Genomic DNA, 22,245 nt, shown 5'->3' with positions numbered 1-22,245 from the left:
CCACTTTTTGATCGATATCCGCAATTTTTGTCGCCTATAAACAATAATTGCTTTACGTGATCACTGACTCAAACGAAATAACCCACATGCCGGCAAAAGCCAGTATGTGGGTTATTTTAAATCAATTCACAATTCTACAAGTTAATGTCAAAATCAAATGTCAGTTTAGAACGGTTAAGTCCTTCAGTGACAAAGTGACCGATGATTGCCATCGTCTTGTCACGCATGACATCAACGATGTGGTGGTTTTGCTCTGTCAGATAGGCTGTCAAAGCATCGCCAGTCAAGCCCTTAGCCTGTGCTTCCTTGTCAATCCCGTCGATCAAGCGACGTAACTCTTCATGGCAGTCTTTAAGATAGTCAACATCGTCTTGGACAAAGTGACTGTAGTGACTTTCTGTCAGCATGGAAACCGTCCGGTACATCCAGTAAGCATCCTTGACATTGTAAGTCATGGATGTGTTGCTGTAACTAGGGTCCGTATCCGTTGCGTTGGCATAGAATGGCAGATATGGCGTAAAGGCAGGAATACCAATACAAATCCACATAACGGCAGACAACGCTTCTGGTACATCGTTACGGATTTGCAAAACATGACTTTGCTGTGTCCGGTTTAATGAAATTGCCCGGTAACGCAATTTGTCTTCATCAGAACCATGACCGAGTGGATCATACTTCGTTTCGTTATAGTGTGAGCCTTCGATATACTCAACATCTTCAACACTGATCAACCGATTGGCGTGGTTGATGAATGGCAAATCACTGGATTCTGGATCTTGTTCGATTTCTGGGTTCAGATAGCGTTGTGCAAACCAAACCCGTGGTGTGTTGTAGTAACGGTCCTTTTCGGTATCCGTTCCAAAAATGTGCCGGAAGTTCCAACCAGTCTTATCAGGGTTCAAATGATGTTCATCGACAAACTCGCGAATACCATCAGACCACATAAAGTTGTCTGGGTCATCGAAATCAATTTGTTCCTGACCAACCTGGTTAGCAGCAACGACGTAAGCATCATCGGGAATTCGGGAAGCAACCCAGTGATGACCAGTAACGATTTCCATGTACCAAATATCGTTCTTATCAGCGAAGATAACCCCGTTACCTTCTGGTGAGCCATACTTGGCAACCAACTTACCTAAATACTCAACCCCTTCTTTAGCGGAGTTGATGAATGGCAGAACCATCGTTTGCATAGTGTCTTCAGCCATGCCATCAGGCAACAATGGGTCATAAGCTAAAACTTTTTCGTTGGCGTAAACACTTTCAGTAGCGGACATGGCAACATTCTTCTCGTTGAAGCCACTTTCGTCATAGATGCCTTCGCTTTGAACATCCACATTTGGCGTTGCTTGATAACGATAACCACTTTCTGGCAGTGGTGCCTTAAAACCGTTCTGAGTAGATGCTAATTCCTCATGGCGCCCATTAGCAGCTGGTTTCATTTCAAACTTTTGTGGTGTGATTGGCAAGAATGTGTCGTCGTTACGTGCTACCATTACGGAGCCATCAACAGACGCCTTTTTCCCAACTAAAACGGTCGTACAAGCTTTATCCCATTTCATGTGTTTACTCAATCCTTCCAGTACATTTTTAACTACTTAACTGCCATTTTAACGCACCCAGTCAGGTTTTCACAACAGCGGACGGGACTAGAAAATTCTGTCAAAAACAGCAGTCTGCTATAATGATGGTAAATTCCGTTTATATTCTGGTATGGAGGATTATTTATGCAAAACTTTGTGTTTGATGTGGATGGTACACTGATTGATTCTGAGAAAATGTACATGTTGTCCATGCAGCGTGCACTAGCCGCTAGCGGTCGCCAATTCGACTATGACCAGCTGTCGCCAACGTTTGGTACAACTGGCAAAATTGCCTTACAAGAAATTGGCATTCCTGACAACGAAATCGACGGGTTACTCGATACGTGGCAAACGTACACAAAGGATACATATGACACCATGCACGTTTACCCAGGAATCACTTCCGCACTCGCCCAATTACATGAAAATCCGCGTCTAAAAACCGCCATCGTGACATCTAAAGCCGCACCAGAGTATCAGCGCGACCTTGTCGAAAACTTTCCGCTAGATCAATACATGGATGATCACGTTACCGCTGACGAAGTGGAACGCGGTAAACCGGCGCCAGACTCTCTGTTTGCCATCATTCATAAAATGAAACTCGATCCGACACAAACTATTTATGTCGGCGATACCATTTACGATCTACAAGCAGCCCACGCCGCTGGCCTAGCATTTGCTTTAGCTACTTGGGGCGGCCCCAAGGATCAAAACCTCATTCGCGACAGTGAAGAAGTGCTGGATAAACCACATGATTTACTTAATTTAATTTAATTTAGATATGAGATCAGTACCGTTCAATCCTGACATTCAGGAAATGGACGGTACTTTTGTTTTTGAAGACATCCGTTATGTTAGCTGTAGGGCGTCAATATTGATACCGAGCCGTGAAAGTGATGTTAATTCGAGAGAATCATTCGAATTTACATCACGGACGGTCGCAGAGACTCGTTTTCCCACGAGGCTGTGCGGCGAGGTGAAAGACTCTGGTTTCAGGAGGCTTGAACCGGTCCCACGGCGAGTGTGTCAATATTGACAACCGTAAGCGCCATTCTTGCCATAAAGATGAACTTGAAACGACAAAGAAGTCACGGTTTTAAGCCAAAAATAAAAGGAAAGAGCCAAGGCAGTGAAAAACCACATTGCTTTGGTTCTTTCCTTTTTCGAAATAGCAGTCAATCAGTCCAAGCCCAACACCCGTATGTTAAACGTCAGGACTTGTGTTTCAAAATCGCAACCGTTAGCTACGTACGTCCCAGACTTCAACAACTCGCCACCATGCGACTGGTAAAATCCGAGTGCCGGTACGTTACTGCTGAGACAATCAATGGTAAACGGTAGCAAACGTTCATTAAGCAGTTCCGCCCGTTTGCTATAAAACAACCGCGTCCCGATACCATGGTGCTCTAATTTAGGATCGACATATAAGCCGTAAATTTCGCCTGGATAATCTGTCATCTCTGGATGCGAACGTTGCGGTCCACCGGTGATGAAGCCCAACAAACGCCCACTGTGCTCATCAATGGCAACTAACGTGCGGTCTGACTGATAAATCTTTTCCCACAGAGCCAAACGGTCCGGATATGAATGCTGATCAATCACTTTGCGTGGCAACAAACCTGAGTATGTTTGCTGCCAACTGTCAACGTGAATTCTGGCAATTACTGGAACATCACTGGCCCGTGCTAACCGAATTTCCACGTTGCGTCGCCCCCCTCAAGGATTACTTACACTTTAAGTATCGAACGCAATGTGTAAACCCGTCAATTGAAAACCATTAGAAACAGGAAACTTTTATCGTAACCCAACCAATGTTGCAAAAATCGGCACTACCAGATCAACTACGATGCCAATAATAACCACCGCGATGGCCCCCATCGAGCCTTCGATGGTGCCTAACTCCAAAGCAAACGCCGACCCAATGGTGTGACCAGAAGTTCCTAATCCCAAACCAGTACCGATTGGATCAGACTTCAAACGGAAAATTTTAACGAGCCAGTTACCCAGTGCGTAAATAATCACAGCGTTTAAAATACATGCCATCGCTGTAACTGCCGCATTGCCGCCAATAGCTGTCGAGATCGGTAACGCAATCGCTGTTGTCGCAGCTTGTGGCAACATGGATGCCAGACCAACTTTGCTGAGACCAAATCCTTTGGCAACCAAGAAAATCAACGATAGTGCAATGAAGACACCAACAATCAATGACAATAAAATTTCGAGCCAGAACTTTTTCACGATGTCGTTACGTTTGTATAAAGGAATCGCAAAGGCAATCGTCGCTGGATTCAAGAACCAGAAAATGATATCACCGCCGGGTTTGTATGCCTGCGTATAAAAAGCAGCGGTGTCCATCCCTAACCACTTTGCAAGAATTGCTAACGCTAAGATTCCCATTACCATACCAACAAATAATGGTTGAAATAAAAAGAAGCCTTTTGAAATTTTAAATAACCACTGGCCCAATAAATAAACGGCAATTGATAATACGATACCAAAGAATGGCGTCACAAAATAAGCGAGTGGCCCCTTAATGACTGGTGCAGCAGCGGCTAAAATGAATGTGCTTGCCATGTTTGCCACCTACCCTTCATCCTTGGTATCCGCATCCACTTGCGCATCCTTATGCAAGACGTGCACGCGGAGCCAAATAAAGAAGCGCGTACAGTATGCAACAGAAACTAATAAGATCACGGTTGAAATAATGATGACAACGATTAATTTCCAGCCTTCGTTTTCCAAAATATTGAGCGTTCCTGCCAACTGGATACCGGAAGGCACAAACAGAAATCCAATAATACTAATTAAAAAAGCGCCTAAATCCTCAACCCACTCTACCTTAATAATGTGCAACGTTAACGCTAAATACATAAGGACTAATCCCACAACCGGTGTCGGTAACGGGAATTTAGGAAATGTCTTGTTACCCCACTCGGAAATAAGCCACGATATAAACAGAATTGTTGCGTAGATCCCAATTTGAATCAAAATTGGTGCACGGTTCGATGTCTTCTGTGGATGCTTACCCTGTGTTGCCATCTTTAATCGCCTCCAAAAAGGTCTGCCTATGCTTGTGAACAAAACTCTTCATCAGCAAAATTATAACGGATTATTTATGCTATGAACACCAATATCATAGCGATTGTAACCGTTTTCTTAGAGGACGACAGAATCGTTAAGTTTGTTCACAAAGTAAGTCTTTTTGGTAGTAATGTTGCCATTTTGGCGTACAAAAAAACGTCACCAACACATCCGTTTGGCGACGTTTATAAAATCATTTTAGAATTAACCGAGACCAACTAAGGCAGCAAAGATTGGCACAACGATATCGATAACGATACTGATGATAACCACCGCAATAGCAGCCATAGAACCTTGAACGGATCCTAACTGTAAAGCAAATGCTGAACCAACTGTGTGCCCAGAAGTTCCTAAGCCAAGCCCAGTCCCAATTGGATCTGAGTTCAAACGGAAGACTTTAACAAGCCAACCACCCAATGCGTAAATGATAACCGCATTCAGGATACATGCCATCGCCGTTACAGCAGCGTTACCACCGACAGCTGTTGAAATTGGCAATGCAATCGCAGTCGTTGCAGCTTGTGGCAACATGGATGCAATACCGACGTTGCTGAGACCGAACAGTTTGGAAATACCGAAGATAACAAACAGTGAGACGAACGCCCCGACGATTAGTGACAATAGAATTTCCAACCAGAACTTTTTGACAATATCGTTACGTTTGTACAACGGAACAGCAAACGCAATCGTTGCTGGGTTCAAGAACCAGAAGATAATGTCACCACCGGGCTTGTAAGCCGTGGTGTAGAACTTAGCTGTGTCCATGCCCAACATTTTAGCCATGATAACCAACACGATGATCCCCAGGACCATCCCAACAAATAATGGCTGAAATAAGAAGAACCCGTTAAATTTCTTGAATAACCATTGACCCAATAAATAAACAGCGATGGACAAGAAGATTCCGAAGAATGGTGTCGCAAAGTAAGCCAGTGGTCCTTTAATGACCGGTGCCGCAGCAGCCGCTAAAATTGAAACAGACATAAAGCAATCCTCCTTTTACTTTTGATCATCCTGATTAACAGTTGCATCGCCGTGGAACCAGTGAACCCGGATCCAGATAAAGAGCCGCGCAGTGTAAGCCACAACAACCAGCAATACGATAGTGGATAGAATAATAACAATAACTAACTTCCAGCCTTCATTTTGCAGGATGCCAAGCGTGCCTGCCAATTGGATACCAGAAGGAACAAAAAGAAAACCAATGAGACTGATCATAAAGCTACCAAAGGAATCAACCCACTCCACTTTAATAATTTTGAACGTCAATGCTAAGTAGAGTAGTACCAGCCCAATAACCGGCGTTGGTAGTGGGAACTTTGGAAAAGTCTTTGCAACAAACTCAGAAATGAGCCAGGAAATAAATAGTACCGTGGCATAAATACCAATTTGAACCAGAATGGGCGCATCTTTTTTAGTTGATGTCGCCGTCTTAGATTTATTATTTTCTGCCATGACAAACGTCCTTTCCATTATTGTGAATAGTGTCACTAGTGACGACAGAGTCTGTCGTACCAGCGCTTTCTAACAGTTAAAGTGTAGTCGCCAATTCACAAAAAAACGTGATTCACTTGTCAAACGCACATTTTGCCAGTTGAAATACCCTGCTCGGGAAGTGATTTACTGCTAGAGATTTGTTAGCTAACTTCACTAAGTTCATGATTGTTCAATCCATACTCAGTTCACGCTCATACACCTGTTTTTGGGTAAACACTCGGTAGCCATCTTACCGTTAGACATTAAAAGATATGCATATGAAGCTAACTACTATATAGCATAGCTGGAGGGCGTCAACATTGATACCGAGCCGTGAAGCTGTTGTTAATCCGAATGCTTCTCTCGGATTTACAACACGGACGGTCGCATAGACTCGGAACTTCACGAGGCTGTGCGGCGAGGTGAAAGACTCCGAACTTGGGAGGCTTGAACCGGTCCCACGGCGAGTGTGTCAATGTTGACAACCGGAAGCGGCATACAGAATAGTTACATGTTCAGACGATCTTTCATCGACTTAACGAAGGAACGGCTGACCGGCACCTTATCGCCATTGGTCAGCTTAATTTGATAGGTATGGTTAAACCACGGTTCGACCTCAGAAATGGCGGTGATATTAACGACAATACTTCGATGTACCTGCATAAACTGATCCTCTGACAATCGTGTCATCAACCAGCTTAACGTCTGATGGGTGTGGAAGCGACCGTCTTTGGTCGTCAATATTAACTCGCCGTTTTCAACGAAACCAGCGAGAATGTCACCCTGCTTAAGAACACGTGTCTTCTCGTTTTCGGTTATTGAAATCATCCCCAGTTGCTTACGTGGCTTGGTTTTGGCAACTGGATTGGCCTCTTCGCGAAGTTGAAGTACCTCGTCAACTCTTGATAACGCCTGATTGATTCGTTGCTGCTCAAATGGTTTAAGTACGTAATCGACCGCATTAATGTTAAATGCGCGAACCGCATAATCATCATAGGCCGTTGCTACGACCACTAATGGTGGATTCGCTAACTGATCAAGTTTGTTCGCCAAATCAAAGCCGTTTTCGTTATTCAGAGAAATATCAAGAAAAACGAGGTCACTGGGGGTAGTTAATAATTGGGTCAACGCCTGACTGATTGATTCCGCTTGAGACACCTGATCAACCAGTGGATTCTGCTTAAGCAAGTATTCTAGCTCGTTACGGGCGAGCGGTTCATCATCAACGATTAAGACTTTCATGAATTGCCTCCTGCTTATTTGGAATTGTTAAACTTACCGTCGTGCCAGTTGAAGATGTTTTAAAATGTAGCTGACTGTTTGGACCATAAAGACCTACCAGCCGCGCATTCAAGTTTTCCAACGCTGTACCACTGCCATTTGTAGAAGTTACCACTTGATGACCAAGTTGCGGTAAAACATCTTGGTCAATCCCGAAACCATTGTCGCTGACACTAATCTCAGTCGCATAGCGTTGGGCTTCAACCTTTACCCATACTCGATTACCGTATCGTCGATCATCAAACGCATGGCGAATCGCGTTTTCAACCAACACTTGAATGGTAAACGGTGGAATCAACACGTTATCATCCGTTGGCGTATCAAACGTAATGTCGTATTTATCCGGGAACCGCGTTTGCTCCAGCGATAGGTATGCATCAACATGTTCGCGTTCCTGACGCAACGGAATTTCCGTTTGCCGGACACCTTGTAGGTTTGTTCGGAAGTACGTCGATAATTGCAATAACAGCGTGCGCGCCTTGTCAGCGTCCGTTCGCATCAACGCAGATATCGTATTGATCGCATTGAAGAAGAAGTGGGGATTTACTTGAGCTTGTAAGGACTTAATTTCAGCATCCTTGACGAGCTTGGACTGTTCTTCAGCAGCCCCTAATGCTAATTGGCTCGAAAAAATTGAAGCGAGACCCGTTGCCAACTGTTCCTCAACCGGCGTTAAATCTTTCGGATTGGTAAAGTACATCTTCAGCGTACCCACAACGTGGTTTTGGACGACTAGTGGAATCACCACTGCGGCCGCCAATGGACATCCTGGATGTGGACAACCAATTTCGGCCTTAGAATGAGCAATTCTCATCTGGCCGGTCGCAATGACCCGTTTGGACAAGTCCGTCTTGATTTCTTTTTCTGGAATATGGTGGTCACTCCCCGGCCCCACATGAGCTAAAACGTCCGTCGTATCCGTAATGCCGATTGCGTCAAAGTTTGTATAATTGCGAATGATGGTCGCGACCTGTTGGGCGTTGGCTTCGGTTAAGCCGGAACTGAAGAATGGCAATGTACGGTCTGCCAGTTCCAACACATCGTGCGTTTGCACAGCCCGCAACTGTTCTTCCTGCCTAATGTAAGCGGAAATGACTGACATAAAGATGGCCGTTCCGGCACTATTCAAAATCATCATGGGGAAAAAGATGAGTTTTACCAAACTGAATCCAGAAGCGCTGAAAATGAAGATAAACAACATCTGGACTGATTCCATCATCAACCCGATCAGTGCTGACGTCGTCATGCTTGGATATCGGCTCTCGTTGAGATAACGTTTGCCAATCATCCCAGAAAGAAAACCAACGATAATTGAACTGAAAATATAGAATAAATCGGAGCCATTACCCTGAATCACACGATGGACACCGGCAATCAAACCAACCACTGTTCCGACCAGCGGTCCACCAACTAATCCAGACACCGTAATCGCTAAAGTTCTCGTGTTAGCGATTGAATCAGTAGCTGGCAGACCAGTTAGCCATGTTGTTGATACCAACGTGTTGTGGGAAGTAATCTCAACCCCCGTTAAGTTTGAAATAATCGCAAAAACAGCGAAAATGAGAATCAACATTCCCTTCGCTGTCCATGTATCATCAGCTTTGACTAATTGTCTGAAATAACTGACATTTACCAAAAGAAAGGCGAGGATAATGATCAGCCCAACCCGCTGCATCAGTAACAAAAATAGCGTTAACATGATTTCTCCTTGTCTCTTAAACCTTTATCATTATTGGTACTCATTTGTGTCCCATTGAATTATACCCGCGCAAAAACTTGTGAAACAGGGGCAAGTTTAAAAACGTTTGTGTGTCGGGCTTAAAGAGCATATATTAATATTATTCGATTGGTGGTGAGCAAATTGACTCAAAGTACTCCAAAAAATCCGGCAAGCGTGCAGGCTCTTTTCACTCGCATTGCGCCGGATTATGACCGCATGAACAACATTATTTCTCTTGGCTTACAACACAGATGGCGACGATATGCCATGCGTCAAGCCCATTTTTTGCCTGGCGACACAGTCCTCGACTTGTGCTGTGGGACGGGCGATTGGACAGTTGCGCTGGCCAGTAGTATTGGCCGTAACGGTCAGGTTATCGGGGTGGACTTCAGTAAGGCAATGGTTGAGCTGGCTCAACAAAAAATTGCCGATAACAATTTATCAAATGAGGCGACCGTTTCTTTTGGTGACGCGCTTCACTTGCCCTTTCCTGATGACAGCTTTGATCTGATTACAATTGGTTTTGGCATGCGCAATCTAGCGGACTTAAACGCTGGTTTAACGGAGATGCTACGCGTCTTGCGTCCTGGTGGCCAGCTCGTATGCTTGGAAAGTTCTCAACCAACCGCGCCAATTATCAAGCCCATTTGGCAATGGTATTTCGGCACCGTCATGCCGTGGTTGGGAGCCGTATTTGCCCATGCTCATGATGATTACGATTATCTTCAGCGAACTACTCAGGCGTTTGCCAATTATCAAACGTTGGCCGAAGCATTCACGACAGCCGGCTTTGAAGATGTCCATTACCGCCGTTTTACGTTTGGTGCCGCAGCTTGTCATACAGGAATTAAACCAACTAAGTAGTCGTTTACTAATGTGACAAATTTCGTTAAACTGGAGCCATTGCATTAACAGAAAGGATGGCGCTCGTGTCAGAAGATCGGTATTATCAGCCCAAAGATAGCAAAGATGCAATGCGGTATATTGAGCGATTATTTAACCGCTACAAGGATGCCCCGATTACGCAAGAACTGGTTGATTATAATCACAACTTAACTGCTGCTCTACGCAGTGATATTGCCCAAGCAGCCTTGACTGAAAATGCACCGCAACGTCATGACGCGGCCATCAACATGGCTGATGAAATGGACAAGTGGGCCCGCACACGAGCGGCCGGACAGCCATTTCATGGTCAGCTAAAACACTTCAAGTTCGTCGGCGAAGCGGCAACGCCACGGTTTAAAGCACACACAGTTAAAAACCATCAACGTGGCAGCTTACGCGCGTCACGCCATTAACCCATTCACATAAAAATCCTGTCGATTAGTTATCACTAATTAACAGGATTTTTGATTACAACCATGATTTTTATGTTAGCGTGATCTGCCGTTACGTCATTGAGAAACGCCATTCCATGGGACCGGTATCAGCCTCTGAAAACCTAGGCTTCACCCTCGACTTCGAGCCCCAAGCCCAGGTCTCGAAGCTCGTCCTGCAATGCTAAGTGGCAAAACCGGCCACTAACCATTGTTTTCACGGAACTCTATTTCTCACTGCCTTCACTCTTGTTCCAAAAATAAGCAGTGCAACCTCCCCATAACTAGGAAGTACTTAAAATCGACGATTAACTTCTATGTGAGCCGAAGGGCGGCAGCATTGATACCGAGCCGTGAAGGTAACGTTAATTCGGTGGTTTTCCCGAATTTAGGTTACGGACGGTCGTTAAGACTCGGCACTCCACGAGGCTTGATGGCGAGGTGAAAGACTCCGAACCTGGGAGGCTCGAACCGGTCCCACGGCGAGTGTGTTAATGCTGCCAACCGGAGGCGTACGTAATGACTAACTTAATTGTAAGCTTAAGGTCGGTTCCCTGGTTTGCCAAAGAGTAAGTTGGTGACTAGCTTGTAGCTACGGATTGTGGTGTGAATCTGATGGTGGTTGGTGTTTTTCATCAGAATTTCGTGATACTGCGGCACAATATCATGAACTAAATAACGTAAGGCCTGCGCCTGCACAATGGGCACGGAGTTGTCTGTATCTTCGCCGTTAGCAGAGCCGTAAACGTTAAAGATTTGTGCCTGACTATTAGCCCACAAATTGTTGCGGTCTGCGATCAACTGACGATAACTGTGTGATGAACGTTTAGGCTTTCCGCTGGGCAATACATCTTTAGGACGATCAATACTTTCATCGACAGGTGCGCTCAACAACACCATTTTATGCAACTTTGGCAGTCGCTCATCGTTACCATAACGGATCAACTGAGTGACCATCGCACTGCCGCCCCATGAATGGCCAACGGCATTGTACTCGTTAACGTGATAGCGACGTTTGAGCAACATCAGAATCTGATTGAGCCACTTTGCCTGTGGTTGATAACTGTTGCCCAGATTGCGATCAAACGTGACTTGAATGAGCGGATTAATATCCGTTTTTTTAAGACGGCCAGTCACGTGAATGCGACCAAAAAAGTCGACATTGATTCGCATAACTTTGCCTGCAGTACGTTCGCCTTGCATATAACCAATCATGGCGTTAAATGAATTAGCCGAAGTGGCCCAACCAGGCATGAAGATTGTCGGCGTGTGCGTTTGTATAACACTCTTGTTAACTTGGCTACTCTCCAGCGGTTCGGCAGTCACGCCAATGCTGGTTACTTTATGGAACAACACAAAACTTGCGCCCAGCACTAAAACGAGCGCACTAGTAATTGTCCAAATCCGTCGATGCACGTGCAAACCTCCCCATCGCTGAAGTTTCCCACTCAGCCGTTTATTTCTAATTAACTTTAACGCTTTCGAATCTTTGTGACCAGTCGCAACGCGTGACTTAACAGCAAATTAAGTTTGCCACAATAAGAATAATCAGCTCGTTTACAAACCGTTAGCTAACAATTATTCTGTTTTGTCGAAATAACGAGCATTATTTTCTGAGTTTTTCTGATCAATCATCTATACTGTTGCCAGACTTATATTGAAAGTGAATTGGAGGGATTATTATGACACAACCCGTTGTTGCAATCGTCGGTGTTGGTAAAACTGGATTAGCCCAAGCTCAGGCCGCACTTTTTGGCCGCCAAGGCTTCCAAATTGCTTTACTATCCCGCGATGAAAATATCCTAAAACAAACTGCCGACGACCTTCAACATCAGCAGATCAACGCCACTATTTTTCCAGTTGATCTAACGAAGGCAGCCACTATTGATGAAGCATTTGATCAGGTCAAACAGTTGGGCCAACTGACAGCCGTCATCTTTAACGCCACGTTCCGTCCTGGCATTAAGCCACGAGCACTCACGGCCGAGACAGCCGAAACTGGCATGCTGATTGGTGCCGTTGCGCCGGTAGCAGTAGCTCACGCAGCCATTCCGGCCCTACTTGAAAGTTCACAACCGACGGCCTTGCTGTTCACTAACAGCATCGCGGCTACCAAACCATCAACAGGTGCGCCTCTGCAAAGCATGGAAAAAGCGGCAATGAAGAATTTCGTCCTAGCCCTCAATCAAGATTTGGAAAAAACTAATATTTTTGCTGGCCAGGTCACGATCAACACGTATATCCGTGACGGACACCGTGAAAATCAGGACCCTGTTAACATTGCAAAGGCTTACTACAAACTATTTACAGAACGTGAGCCCGTCGACTTGGCATACCACGACCTCATTAAAGAGGACTATTAATTCGTACAGTCATACGAAAATGGTTCAAACGCAGATTATTGTGTTTGAACCATTTTCGTTTATTTAAGATTTTTGGTGCTTAACAAATACAAGTCGAATCAACAGCCAAGCATCGATCACAACCGCAAAAATATACACTAGGCCATATAACATAAATGTCAGCAGCGCTGAGCCACCGTTTGGAGAACCATGTGAAGCCCACGCGCTGTTGTATTCCGTTTGTGCAAAAGATTCGCCGTTTTCATCATAAGCACGCCGGATAAACCCCCGGTTATCATCTGCCTTGCCCTGCCGTCGGAGTTGACGCCAGCGACTAACACTCGCGCGGGCAAACGGATAAAGCAGTAGCCAATTTACGAGATTGCCATAATCAAACGCCGTAAGTGTGTAAAATAAGCCACCAGCTGGTTTCAAATGCGCTACCAAGGTAAAAAAGGCAAAGAAGATCAGTCCCAATGTATAGGAAATTACGAGCTGTAGCCACTTATTCATACCCGTCACCTGCCTCTAAAAGTCTTAAAATAAATTCATTTGTTCAGAATCATCTGACGCAGCATTACCGGAGTCATTACCAGCCACCGCTTGGTCCGTAATTGTCGCTAACGGGTTCACTTCGGGCCGTTTGCCGATCGGATTTTCCTCACTCATGGCATCCATTGTTTGATTCAACAGTTCATCCACAAACACGTTACCAGAATTGTCGGCGTGACCCTTCGTCCACTCAAAGCGTAGATGTGGAAAGGCTGTCAACTGGTCGCTCATTGCTTGCCACAGCTCTTTGTTTGCCAGTGGCGCACCGTTACTGCGTGCCCATCCCCGTCGTTTCCAACCGGCTAACCAACGTTTGGTAATCGCATCCAGGACATATTTTGAATCCAGTACAGCCAAAATTGGTTCTTTATTCAAACCTGATTGTTGTAAAGCCTGTAGCGCCCGCAACAAGCCAGTGATTTCCATTTTATTGTTGGTTGCGCCAAATTCGCCCAGTGAATCGTAATACTGCTGACCATCTTTTTTAATCAGGTATGCCCACGCCGCCTTGTCGCCTTGTCGTACGTGCCCACCAGCCACGTTACCCGTATTTCGAGAACCACCGTCAGAATACATGACGATTTTTTTTGTTACCGGTTGACTGGTTGTCGTGTGCTGCCGTGAAGCTGTTGCTACCGGTTTACGTCCTGACGCAGTGTATTGCCCACCAGCATCCAACCATTGCTGGGCGGCGTCACGCGTTGGAAAACTCTTGTATCGTGCTCCTGCCATCCCGTCAACTTGCTGCTTAGCGGCGGCCCAAGTTGTGAAGATGCCCGTTTTGCGACCATGAGCGACTGCATAAAACTTTTTTCCTGCCATAATAACCTCACTTTTTTGATGCAGCTTGCCAACGTCGCCATAGCTTTTGTTGTACAACTGGCATCGGATATTGATCAAACGCCGATTCAGCCACAATTTCACCCGCAAACAAACTGATGTCTGGGACTGTCGATAGCTCGGCAGAAACCAATCGAATTTGCCACTTTAAATGAGTGAATGTGTGTGTCACAGCGCGGCCACCAATCAAGGCTAATGAAACCGGAATTTCCGTTTCCGTTTCGAATGCTTGCTCAGCACGTGACACGATATCGACATCCATCAAGTCTGTTTTCTGCTCATCATCCTTCAACAAATCGCTTACCTTAACCAACGGAAAGGTCCATAAGTTGGCCAGTAATCCCGTCGATGGTCGTTTCGTCATTAAATATCCGGCCGGTGTATGGATGACTAGCGCAACATAATCGACTGGAACTGGTCGGGGCTTGGCCGTTTTAACCGGATAATCAAGTACATGGCCGGTTTCGTATGAACGGTCAAACATCTTTACTGGTGAGTGCTCAACATCCGGATTTTTCGCTGTCATATAGCTGCTGCCCAAGTCCATAATTGCTTGATTAAAATCGCCGGGTCGCTGTGGATCAATAATTCGATCAATCGTCTCGGCAAACAGCTGGCGAGTTGCCGGTTTGGTAATATCAGCATCAATCATCAGCAAGCGGCCAAATACCCGGAAAGCATTCCCATCGACCGCCGCCACCGGTTCGCCAAACGCAATGCTGGCAATTGCACCCGCCGTGTACGGACCAATGCCAGTTAGTTCCTGCAAGCCCGCGTCCGTTGTCGGCCATTCACCACGCCGGTCGTTGACAATTTCCTGCGCCGCTCGTTGCAGATTGCGGGCTCTTGAATAGTAGCCAAGGCCCTCCCACGCTTTCAACAATTGTTCTGGTTTAGCCGCTGCCAAATCATTAATTGTGGGAAACATGCTCATAAAGCGTTCATAGTAAGGAATAACCGTATTCACTTGCGTTTGTTGCAGCATAATTTCCGATACCCACACGTGATACGGATCATGATCACGACGCCATGGTAAATCCCGTTTATTTTCGTCATACCACTTTAATAATGTTTTTCGAAACGCTGCAATCGTTTCTTCTGACCACTGTTCCATTGCTGCGCTCCCATCCGTTTGTTAGTGGTGTTATCTTAGCATATTTCAGCTAACTGATGTGTAGTCTTAATCCCCATTATCATTCGAATCCACGTTATCAGAATCGACACTGACACTATTATTGCTATCTTGAGAACTACTGTCATCTTCACTCGATTGAGAATCTGAGGTCTCATCGCTTGAATCACTATCGTTGTTACTTTGCGAATCATCACTCACTGAATCTGACGAGTCATCATTGATCGAATCTGCATCGCTTTGCGAATCAGTATTTGAATCACCTTCATCCTGTTCTGTATGAGTTTGAATGCCAAAATAACTCAACATGTTTTCATAATTTCCAGATAAGTTTTCATTGCTTAATATTGAGCCATTTTTAGCATCGACAACCAGTTTCATATCAGGCTCAGAGGCTGCACCACTGCCTAAAATAATTGTAACGGTACGGTTATTGTTTTTTGTCAACACAATTCCACCATCACCGGCACCACTTTTGTTTACGTACATAACAAAGATACTATTGCCTGGTATTTTGTTCGAAGGCCAAGCATACGATGAGTCAGACACTCCTGTTAAATCAATGACATCTAAACCAATATATTCATGACCTTCAGGCGAAGCGCCGTACACCTTTTGTAGGAACGATGAAGCTGTCGCAAATGTCCAAGGTGCCTGAATAAATGCGTCAGTTTGGTCATTGTCATTCGCCGATTCATCGTTTTGATTTGAGTCTTGACTAGCATCACTAGTTGACGAATCAGCATGAGAACTCACATTTGTTTTGGAATGTTTAACAACCTTCTCGCTTTTATTAGTCGCAGCTCTAGAATTCTGTCCATTGCTTGAATTACCACAAGCAGTCAGCATAAGTAACGAAGCTGTTGATATCAGCAGCACAACAGTCTTTTCCATACTTAAATAGCTCTCCTGAATATGTATTTTCCCTTAACTCTCCGTATAAAATTATAAGTCAAACATTTGAAAACAAACGGCTTAGTTTTAGAACTGTTAATATCAGTTTTGTCAGACTTCCGAATGGTATTAGTAGTGTAGCCAGACAGGGACATAGTTCTGTGATACCAATACTTAGCGGCGCTTTACGGCCGCTTAGTATTGCAGGGCGACTTCAGAGACGGTTTGTGGCTCTGAATCGAGGTAGAAGACCGCAAAGCGGGCTGAGACCGGTCCCACAGAACGGCCGTCCCTGTCTGGCGAAACGGTCAAGATTTTTTCGTTTCTCAAGACACTAAAAAAGACACTCAATATAGAAGTGCCTTTCTGATAGCTATCATATTAAAGAACAACAGTTGCCACTTCTAATTCATCGTTAGCCAGATTTACCGCCCGCCGAATCTGGGTGTGATCATGATGATCCGAACCCATCACCAATACATCAAACGAAAAATCAGTGCAGTACACTTCTTCCGTTAACCGGGCCAGATTACTACCTCGCTTGATGGAAACTTTCACGCTCCTGGCACCCATCGCTTTAGCAACATCACTTAAATCTGTTGCAAACTTATCAGCCTGATCATGTTGTTTGTGAACGTATCTTGGGTTCAATGCATTAAAAACACTTAAATTATCATCATCTATCCATACAATAATGTTGAGACTGGCGTTATCATGAACTGCCGTCTGCAAAGCATAATCAAACGCGTCAATATTTTCTGTGGCCGCGTTAACCACAACAGAAACCATATCAAAACGAGTTGCTTCTGCTAAATCCATAAGATCACTTCCGTTTAAAAAATGATTGTTTCTTTTGGAAACAAAAACGAGTATAGCACCTATTGTTTCCAAAAGAAACATTTCGCGGTAAAATAAATATATTAATTCAAATGGAGGAATGGATATGGACCATTCACGTGCACAAGAAATCAACGATCTTTATACGGGCCTGCTCAATTTTGAAACGGCCAACCACCCGTTTGACATGCGTTTTCAGCAAGCCATGATGATGCACAAACGTTTTGGGGGTGGACCAGGAAATATGGGCCATCATAATCACCATGATCAACGTAATATGCAAGACTGGACCAATCATATCGACCAACATTTCCGTGGACCTCTTCGCGATGTTATGGAAACAATTCAGGCACATCCCCAAATCAATGCACATGGTATCAGTGACGCCCTCGACATTTTACCAGGTACGCTGTCCAAATATCTCAAACGCCTGATTTCACGACGCTTAGTCGATGAACAAACTAATCCAGAAAATCGGCGAGAAAAGTTTTATAGCCTGACGGATGCCGGCACATGGCTACTTTCTTTGGCCCATGGGATTCAGGATGATGATAAAGAAGCAAAGGAAACTGTCGTAAATGAATTTTCACCAGAAGAACAAGATGTCATCGTTCGTTTTTTAGTTGCCATGCGACACCGTAACGACAATGCTGAATCAACTAGTGATACTAACGATGTCAATACAAACAAATAACCACCAACGGTTAAAAGACTGAACCGTTGGTGGTTATCGACACGAATTATTAATCTGCATAAAGTGATGTTGAGAGATAACGTTCGCCATTATCGGCAGCTAAGGCAAGCACTTTATGGCCTGCACCCAATGTTTTAGCACGTTCAATCGCTGCCCAAACGGCTGCACCGCCTGAGAAGCCCAACAGGATTCCCTCTTGGCGGGCAATTAGCCGCGCAGTGGCAACTGCATCTTCACCAGTGACATCGGTGACACTGTCATACACATGAGTGTCCAAAATATCCGGCACAAAACCAGTTCCGATACCTTGAATCGGGTGTTTGCCCGGTTGACCGCCATTTAAAACGGCCGATGCAGCGGGCTCAACCCCAACGATTTCAACATTGGCATTAGTCTCTCTCAGGAATCGACCCGTACCTGAAATCGTGCCCCCGGTGCCAATTCCGGCAACAAAAACATCCGGCGTACCATCAAAGTAGTCAACAATTTCGGGGCCAGTCGTTTCATAGTGCGCCTGCGGGTTCAGTTCATTAATGAATTGTCCCAAACGGAAGTAGCCACCTTCCTTGAGTTTGTCATTCACCAAGTTAATGGCGCCCGTAATGCCTTCGCTACCTGGCGTTTCAATTAATTCGGCACCGTAAGCTTTCATAATTTGCTTACGTTCCTCGCTGGCCGTATCTGGCATAACTAGCACTGCATGGTATCCCTTAGCGGCGGCTACCGCAGCAATCCCAATACCAGTGTTTCCCGAAGTAGGTTCAATGAGCGTCATGCCATGCGTTAAAGTACCTGCCGTTTCTGCGGCTTCAATCATTTTTAAGGCGATACGGTCCTTAACGGAACCAGCCTCGTTAAAGAATTCCAACTTCACATAAACATCAGCGGCACCATCTGGCACCGAACGTTGGAGCTTAACAATTGGTGTGTGACCGATATAATCTAAAATGTTTTCTTTTTTAATCATGTTGATGACCTACCTTTGTATTTGTTTGAGTGTCTTCTAAATGCGTAACCGGTTCATTGGGATGCCATGTTCGAACGACCTTCGCCGGATTGCCAGCAACGGTATTGCCAGTGCCAACGTCGTGAAGTACAACGGCACCAGCGCCAACTTTAGCAAAGTCATGAACCGTAATATCGCCTAACAACATGGCATTTGCGCCAAGGAGTACGTGGCTACCAATGGTCGCTGATCATGACGTGAACCTAAAGTGACACCGTGAAGCATCGTCACATCATCACCAATCACTGCGGTTGCGCCAATGACAACCCCCATGCCATGGTCAATGAAAAGCCGCTCGCCAATAGTCGCCGCCGGATGAATATCTACGCCGGTATGATGACGTGTCCAGTGACTAATCAACTCTGAAAGCAATAAATGTTGCCTGACCCAGAGCCAGTGCGCCAATCGATATCCGACCAACGCCTGATATCCCGAATAAGTTAGCATAACCTGCCAACGCGTTCGTGCTGCCGGGTCTTCCTTGATAATACGGTCAACCGTTTTAAACATGGCAACCTCCTTTCTGTTACTGATAATTATGCGTTCCTACGGGATTACAGATAAACAAAAAAGCATCCACCACACCTGTCCTGGCCCTAGAACCAAGCAGATGGGTGAATGCTAACAAAATTTTCTCGATATCAATTGTTGAATGTCAGTTACGACACAGACAATTCAGATGTGTTAGCGGTTGTTAGACTTCCCCATAAACTTGGTCGGTTGATCAATCCGCTACAACAGTTCATGTTCATCATCGCTAACACCTCTTCCATAAATTTATACATGTAGTATACGTGCTTATCTTTTGTAAGTCAACGATTTGTATATTAATCGGTAAACGTCCTGGCTAACGTTTCTGCAAGACTCGCGCGTATAATAAAGCCAAATTCAACGTAAGGTTTGTGAACAAATATGAGCTTAGCTTTCTTTATTGGTATTTTGATTTTAGCCGTCATTGCCGCTGAAATCGTTTATAACCAGTACCCCGCAATTCCGCTGGCGTTCTATCAAATTGCGGCGGGCATTGCGTTATCATTCATCACTTTTTATCATCATTATCAGTTTGATCCAAAAATCTTTCTGTTTGCGATCATCGCGCCCATTATGTTTAATGACGCACAGGAAACATCAAACAGTCGGTTGAGGCGCAATTTTTCTGATACACTGTCGTTGGCAATTTTGCTCGTGATTACGACCGTCATTATTGTCGGCTTTGGTGTTCACTGGATATACCCAGACTTCGCCCTGCCACTCGCGTTCATGCTGATTTCTATTGTCAGTCCAACTGACGCCACGGCGGTTAGTTCAATCACCAAAAATCTGCAGCTACCTTCTGGGTTAATGGAAACGTTGAAAAGCGAGTCACTCTTCAACGACGCTTCTGGTATTGTAGCTTTTGACTTGGCATTAACGGCCTTTTCGTCTGGTAACTTTTCACCTGCCAGTGGTGTGCTAACTTTCTTGGAAACTTTCTTCGGTGGGATTCTAGTCGGCTTGATCCTCGGCTGGGCCATTGTTGGGTTGCGCATCAGCTTAATTCACTGGAATGTTGATAATGCTTCTACCAGTGTGCCAATCCAGCTATTGACGCCATTCTTAGTTTACTATGTTGCTGAAGAACTCGGTGTTTCCGGTATCTTAGCCGTTGTGGCAGCCGGTCTAATCCATAGTGTTGAACGAAACCAGTTACACCTAACCTCTACCAAAATGCAGGTCGTTAGCTCAAGCGTCTGGGGGTTACTCACGGACATTTTAAACGGATTTGTGTTCGTTCTTCTTGGCGTAAGTCTGCCAACCATCATGGACAATTTGTTCACCAAACACCAAGTTTCGATCTTAATCCTGCTTGGTTTAGCCGTCGGCATTTACTTATTGATGATTGTGATTCGGTTCCTTTGGATTCGCCGTTTTCTCAACTTACCATTTCGTAAAGACCCCAACCAGTCTGCGGCGCTACTGGCATTGAGTGGTGTTCATGGGACCGTCACGCTAGCAATGGCTTTCTCCCTGCCCTTAACACTGCACGGTGGGGCATTTCCGATGCGTAACGAGCTTATCTTCATCTCTGCGATTATTATTTTAATCAGTCTAGTCGTTCCTTTATTCACAATTCCGTTTATTTTACCTAAACAATATGACGACAATAAAGAAGACTTTCAGGTTTCACACCAAAACATGTTGGACTATGCGATTGCCTGGTTGAAGAATAACGTGCCAAACAACTCCGCTCGTCACACCGTTATTGAAACGTTAGTCGATGAAAAAGGCAACCTGCACCGTCCAGACAAAAAGACCGTATCCGCCCTGTTTGACGGTACGGCTCAGGCTGAGGCAGATGCTATCAATGACGCGATTGAAAATGGCAACCTCAATACCAGTGAACAACAGATTTACCGCAAATATCTGTTGATGATCACTAGTCGCCGAGCCAACGCTACTGTCAGCACTCAGTTCAAATTGCGTTTGAAATTTGTGTTGATGCGCTTACTCCACCCCGGCAAGCAACGACAAATTCGCAAACGTGGCCGGCAGATGTACAAGCAACACTTAGCCTCCTATCAAAACGAATCAGATCAAACAACTACGGTCATTGACGCGCCCGTTGATACGATTAAGGACATTACGCCCAAGACACAAATTGCGACTGATTCCGCATCGATTAGTGATGATGCGGCTACAAGTAATAAGTCCTCAGAACCTACTAGTGCGGCAAAGAGTGTTTCCTCTGCTACGGTAACCGTTCGTTCAGCTAACGATTTGCCGGCCAGTCTTAGCGGTGAAGAGGCCGTCTCTAGTGCCACTGCTGAAGCATTGACGAAGAATGACACGGCCTCCACCAACGCCCTCATTCAGGTTCTCCATGATAACCCTCACGCTGCTCGTTCCTACACCCGTCGTTTAATGCAAACCATCGAAAAACTTGGTAACGACGCTGCCATGGAGTGGCTATTCAACCAGGACATCACCCGTGATCCGGCGGCTATCAACGCTGTTCGTGATTCTTACATTAAGCGTTCGCAACGATTCAGTCGTGATCAAACGGACCAAAGTGAGGCCATCAACTCGCTTTTCCTGTCCGCCTTTCAGGCCGAGTATCAGTATATTCAAGACGCGCTTAGCGCCGATGAAATCTCAATGGATATGGCTAAAACGTTGCGAGAACAGGTGTCCTACGATCAAATGGTCTATATGAAGAATGCGGAAAGTGACAGTTAACTTTTCCTTCGAGCCTTCTAAGAACAAAAGAACAGCCAATCTGCTGATGTAATTTCAGCAGGTTGGCTGTTCTTTTTAAACGGCTCACTGCCGTTACGCTGACCGAAGACGCCGTTCCATGCGGACCGGTCTCAGCCTCCTAAAACCCGGAGTCTTTAACCTTGATTATGAGCCGAAACCCACGTCTCATAAGTCATCCCGCAACACTAAGCGGCGAAGTTCCCACCGCCAAGTGTTGCCGACACGGAACTCTGTCTTCGGTCAGCTCCACTCCT

The 22,245-nt window shown here is 45.3% G+C and carries 21 protein-coding genes and 1 pseudogene; 6 read left to right on the top strand and 16 right to left on the bottom strand.

The window, feature by feature from the left end:
• Nucleotides 1-134: 134 nt before the first annotated feature.
• Nucleotides 135-1,562 (bottom strand): C69 family dipeptidase, encoded by a 1,428-nt coding sequence (locus LDK34_RS09340; protein WP_178941874.1) that lies wholly within the window; start codon nucleotides 1,560-1,562, stop codon nucleotides 135-137.
• A gap of 165 nt (nucleotides 1,563-1,727) precedes the next feature.
• Between LDK34_RS09340 and LDK34_RS09335 the strand changes: the two genes are divergently transcribed.
• Nucleotides 1,728-2,357 carry an HAD family hydrolase gene (locus tag LDK34_RS09335; protein WP_236941786.1) on the top strand — a complete coding sequence of 210 codons (630 nt, stop codon included), beginning with the start codon at nucleotides 1,728-1,730 and terminating at the stop codon, nucleotides 2,355-2,357.
• A gap of 405 nt (nucleotides 2,358-2,762) precedes the next feature.
• On the opposite strand, the gene LDK34_RS09330 is transcribed toward LDK34_RS09335, so the two are convergent.
• From LDK34_RS09330 to LDK34_RS09300, 7 genes are all read right to left on the bottom strand, one after another.
• Nucleotides 2,763-3,284, bottom strand: a complete 522-nt coding sequence (locus LDK34_RS09330) for a GNAT family N-acetyltransferase (RefSeq protein WP_178941872.1) — start codon at nucleotides 3,282-3,284, stop codon at nucleotides 2,763-2,765.
• Nucleotides 3,285-3,377: 93 nt separating this feature from the next.
• Complete coding sequence (lrgB, locus tag LDK34_RS09325) at nucleotides 3,378-4,157, bottom strand: antiholin-like protein LrgB (protein WP_236941785.1); 780 nt, start codon at nucleotides 4,155-4,157, stop codon at nucleotides 3,378-3,380.
• A gap of 9 nt (nucleotides 4,158-4,166) precedes the next feature.
• Complete coding sequence (locus tag LDK34_RS09320) at nucleotides 4,167-4,622, bottom strand: CidA/LrgA family protein (RefSeq protein WP_236941784.1); 456 nt, start codon at nucleotides 4,620-4,622, stop codon at nucleotides 4,167-4,169.
• 246 nt (nucleotides 4,623-4,868) lie between these two features.
• A complete protein-coding gene (gene lrgB / locus LDK34_RS09315; RefSeq protein ID WP_236941783.1) occupies nucleotides 4,869-5,648 on the bottom strand; it encodes an antiholin-like protein LrgB in 780 nt (259 codons plus the stop codon).
• 15 nt (nucleotides 5,649-5,663) lie between these two features.
• Entirely contained in the window at nucleotides 5,664-6,119 is a 456-nt protein-coding gene (locus tag LDK34_RS09310) for a CidA/LrgA family protein (RefSeq protein WP_017260747.1), read from the bottom strand.
• A gap of 528 nt (nucleotides 6,120-6,647) precedes the next feature.
• The gene (locus tag LDK34_RS09305; RefSeq protein ID WP_236941782.1) at nucleotides 6,648-7,382 is read right to left on the bottom strand and encodes a LytTR family transcriptional regulator DNA-binding domain-containing protein; all 735 of its coding nucleotides are present in this window, start codon (nucleotides 7,380-7,382) and stop codon (nucleotides 6,648-6,650) included.
• Nucleotides 7,363-9,120: a sensor histidine kinase gene (locus LDK34_RS09300; protein ID WP_236941781.1), complete on the bottom strand. Its 1,758-nt coding sequence runs from the start codon at nucleotides 9,118-9,120 to the stop codon at nucleotides 7,363-7,365. The genes LDK34_RS09305 and LDK34_RS09300 overlap by 20 nt, the downstream gene beginning before the upstream one ends.
• A gap of 153 nt (nucleotides 9,121-9,273) precedes the next feature.
• Here LDK34_RS09300 and LDK34_RS09295 point away from each other — a divergent pair, with 153 nt between their 5' ends.
• Both LDK34_RS09295 and LDK34_RS09290 read left to right on the top strand, forming a co-directional pair.
• Nucleotides 9,274-10,005 carry a demethylmenaquinone methyltransferase gene (locus LDK34_RS09295; RefSeq protein ID WP_431190215.1) on the top strand — a complete coding sequence of 244 codons (732 nt, stop codon included), beginning with the start codon at nucleotides 9,274-9,276 and terminating at the stop codon, nucleotides 10,003-10,005.
• 56 nt (nucleotides 10,006-10,061) lie between these two features.
• Complete coding sequence (locus tag LDK34_RS09290; protein ID WP_236941779.1) at nucleotides 10,062-10,439, top strand: hypothetical protein; 378 nt, start codon at nucleotides 10,062-10,064, stop codon at nucleotides 10,437-10,439.
• Between the two features lie 558 nt (nucleotides 10,440-10,997).
• Here the strand turns inward: LDK34_RS09290 and LDK34_RS09285 are convergent.
• The gene (locus LDK34_RS09285; RefSeq protein ID WP_236941778.1) at nucleotides 10,998-11,873 is read right to left on the bottom strand and encodes an alpha/beta hydrolase; all 876 of its coding nucleotides are present in this window, start codon (nucleotides 11,871-11,873) and stop codon (nucleotides 10,998-11,000) included.
• A 266-nt stretch (nucleotides 11,874-12,139) separates the two neighbouring features.
• Between LDK34_RS09285 and LDK34_RS09280 the strand changes: the two genes are divergently transcribed.
• On the top strand, nucleotides 12,140-12,820 hold the full coding sequence (locus LDK34_RS09280) for an SDR family oxidoreductase (protein ID WP_236941777.1): 681 nt from the start codon (nucleotides 12,140-12,142) through the stop codon (nucleotides 12,818-12,820).
• 63 nt (nucleotides 12,821-12,883) lie between these two features.
• Here LDK34_RS09280 and LDK34_RS09275 read toward each other — a convergent pair whose 3' ends face one another.
• The 5 genes from LDK34_RS09275 to LDK34_RS09255 form a co-directional block, all read right to left on the bottom strand.
• Entirely contained in the window at nucleotides 12,884-13,312 is a 429-nt protein-coding gene (locus LDK34_RS09275) for a hypothetical protein (protein ID WP_236941776.1), read from the bottom strand.
• A 24-nt stretch (nucleotides 13,313-13,336) separates the two neighbouring features.
• Complete coding sequence (locus LDK34_RS09270) at nucleotides 13,337-14,173, bottom strand: ribonuclease H family protein (protein WP_236941775.1); 837 nt, start codon at nucleotides 14,171-14,173, stop codon at nucleotides 13,337-13,339.
• A gap of 7 nt (nucleotides 14,174-14,180) precedes the next feature.
• The gene (gene mutY, locus LDK34_RS09265) at nucleotides 14,181-15,305 is read right to left on the bottom strand and encodes an A/G-specific adenine glycosylase (protein WP_236941774.1); all 1,125 of its coding nucleotides are present in this window, start codon (nucleotides 15,303-15,305) and stop codon (nucleotides 14,181-14,183) included.
• Nucleotides 15,306-15,371: 66 nt separating this feature from the next.
• Nucleotides 15,372-16,217, bottom strand: a complete 846-nt coding sequence (locus tag LDK34_RS09260) for a hypothetical protein (protein ID WP_236941773.1) — start codon at nucleotides 16,215-16,217, stop codon at nucleotides 15,372-15,374.
• Nucleotides 16,218-16,598: 381 nt separating this feature from the next.
• Entirely contained in the window at nucleotides 16,599-17,036 is a 438-nt protein-coding gene (locus LDK34_RS09255) for a hypothetical protein (RefSeq protein WP_236941772.1), read from the bottom strand.
• Between the two features lie 124 nt (nucleotides 17,037-17,160).
• On the opposite strand from LDK34_RS09255, the gene LDK34_RS09250 reads away from it, so the two are divergent.
• A complete protein-coding gene (locus tag LDK34_RS09250) occupies nucleotides 17,161-17,748 on the top strand; it encodes a MarR family winged helix-turn-helix transcriptional regulator (protein WP_236941771.1) in 588 nt (195 codons plus the stop codon).
• 49 nt (nucleotides 17,749-17,797) lie between these two features.
• On the opposite strand, the gene cysK is transcribed toward LDK34_RS09250, so the two are convergent.
• Both cysK and epsC read right to left on the bottom strand, forming a co-directional pair.
• Nucleotides 17,798-18,715, bottom strand: a complete 918-nt coding sequence (cysK, locus tag LDK34_RS09245) for a cysteine synthase A (protein ID WP_161003419.1) — start codon at nucleotides 18,713-18,715, stop codon at nucleotides 17,798-17,800.
• A pseudogene (epsC, locus tag LDK34_RS09240) lies at nucleotides 18,708-19,264 on the bottom strand (serine O-acetyltransferase EpsC). Before epsC ends, cysK begins: the two are co-directional and overlap by 8 nt.
• Before the next feature lie 402 nt (nucleotides 19,265-19,666).
• Here epsC and LDK34_RS09235 point away from each other — a divergent pair.
• Nucleotides 19,667-21,970, top strand: coding sequence for a cation:proton antiporter (locus LDK34_RS09235; protein WP_236941770.1), 2,304 nt, complete (start codon nucleotides 19,667-19,669; stop codon nucleotides 21,968-21,970).
• Nucleotides 21,971-22,245 lie beyond the last annotated feature (275 nt).

The organism is Furfurilactobacillus milii (assembly GCF_021654115.1).
In the GTDB taxonomy this organism is placed as follows: Bacteria; Bacillota; Bacilli; order Lactobacillales; family Lactobacillaceae; genus Furfurilactobacillus; species Furfurilactobacillus milii.
This window is presented reverse-complemented; position numbering and strand designations above follow the sequence as displayed.

What these genes read in the sequence shown, in the direction of transcription:
- LDK34_RS09340 (WP_178941874.1), bottom strand. Translation starts at nt 1,562, where the DNA reads ATGAAATGGGATAAAGCTTGTACGACCGTTTTAGTTGGGAAAAAGGCG.
- LDK34_RS09335 (WP_236941786.1), top strand. Translation starts at nt 1,728, where the DNA reads ATGCAAAACTTTGTGTTTGATGTGGATGGTACACTGATTGATTCTGAG.
- lrgB (WP_236941785.1), bottom strand. Translation starts at nt 4,157, where the DNA reads ATGGCAAGCACATTCATTTTAGCCGCTGCTGCACCAGTCATTAAGGGG.
- LDK34_RS09320 (WP_236941784.1), bottom strand. Translation starts at nt 4,622, where the DNA reads ATGGCAACACAGGGTAAGCATCCACAGAAGACATCGAACCGTGCACCA.
- lrgB (WP_236941783.1), bottom strand. Translation starts at nt 5,648, where the DNA reads ATGTCTGTTTCAATTTTAGCGGCTGCTGCGGCACCGGTCATTAAAGGA.
- LDK34_RS09310 (WP_017260747.1), bottom strand. Translation starts at nt 6,119, where the DNA reads ATGGCAGAAAATAATAAATCTAAGACGGCGACATCAACTAAAAAAGAT.
- LDK34_RS09305 (WP_236941782.1), bottom strand. Translation starts at nt 7,382, where the DNA reads ATGAAAGTCTTAATCGTTGATGATGAACCGCTCGCCCGTAACGAGCTA.
- LDK34_RS09300 (WP_236941781.1), bottom strand. Translation starts at nt 9,120, where the DNA reads ATGTTAACGCTATTTTTGTTACTGATGCAGCGGGTTGGGCTGATCATT.
- LDK34_RS09290 (WP_236941779.1), top strand. Translation starts at nt 10,062, where the DNA reads ATGGCGCTCGTGTCAGAAGATCGGTATTATCAGCCCAAAGATAGCAAA.
- LDK34_RS09280 (WP_236941777.1), top strand. Translation starts at nt 12,140, where the DNA reads ATGACACAACCCGTTGTTGCAATCGTCGGTGTTGGTAAAACTGGATTA.
- LDK34_RS09275 (WP_236941776.1), bottom strand. Translation starts at nt 13,312, where the DNA reads ATGAATAAGTGGCTACAGCTCGTAATTTCCTATACATTGGGACTGATC.
- LDK34_RS09270 (WP_236941775.1), bottom strand. Translation starts at nt 14,173, where the DNA reads ATGGCAGGAAAAAAGTTTTATGCAGTCGCTCATGGTCGCAAAACGGGC.
- mutY (WP_236941774.1), bottom strand. Translation starts at nt 15,305, where the DNA reads ATGGAACAGTGGTCAGAAGAAACGATTGCAGCGTTTCGAAAAACATTA.
- LDK34_RS09260 (WP_236941773.1), bottom strand. Translation starts at nt 16,217, where the DNA reads ATGGAAAAGACTGTTGTGCTGCTGATATCAACAGCTTCGTTACTTATG.
- LDK34_RS09255 (WP_236941772.1), bottom strand. Translation starts at nt 17,036, where the DNA reads ATGGATTTAGCAGAAGCAACTCGTTTTGATATGGTTTCTGTTGTGGTT.
- LDK34_RS09250 (WP_236941771.1), top strand. Translation starts at nt 17,161, where the DNA reads ATGGACCATTCACGTGCACAAGAAATCAACGATCTTTATACGGGCCTG.
- cysK (WP_161003419.1), bottom strand. Translation starts at nt 18,715, where the DNA reads ATGATTAAAAAAGAAAACATTTTAGATTATATCGGTCACACACCAATT.
- LDK34_RS09235 (WP_236941770.1), top strand. Translation starts at nt 19,667, where the DNA reads ATGAGCTTAGCTTTCTTTATTGGTATTTTGATTTTAGCCGTCATTGCC.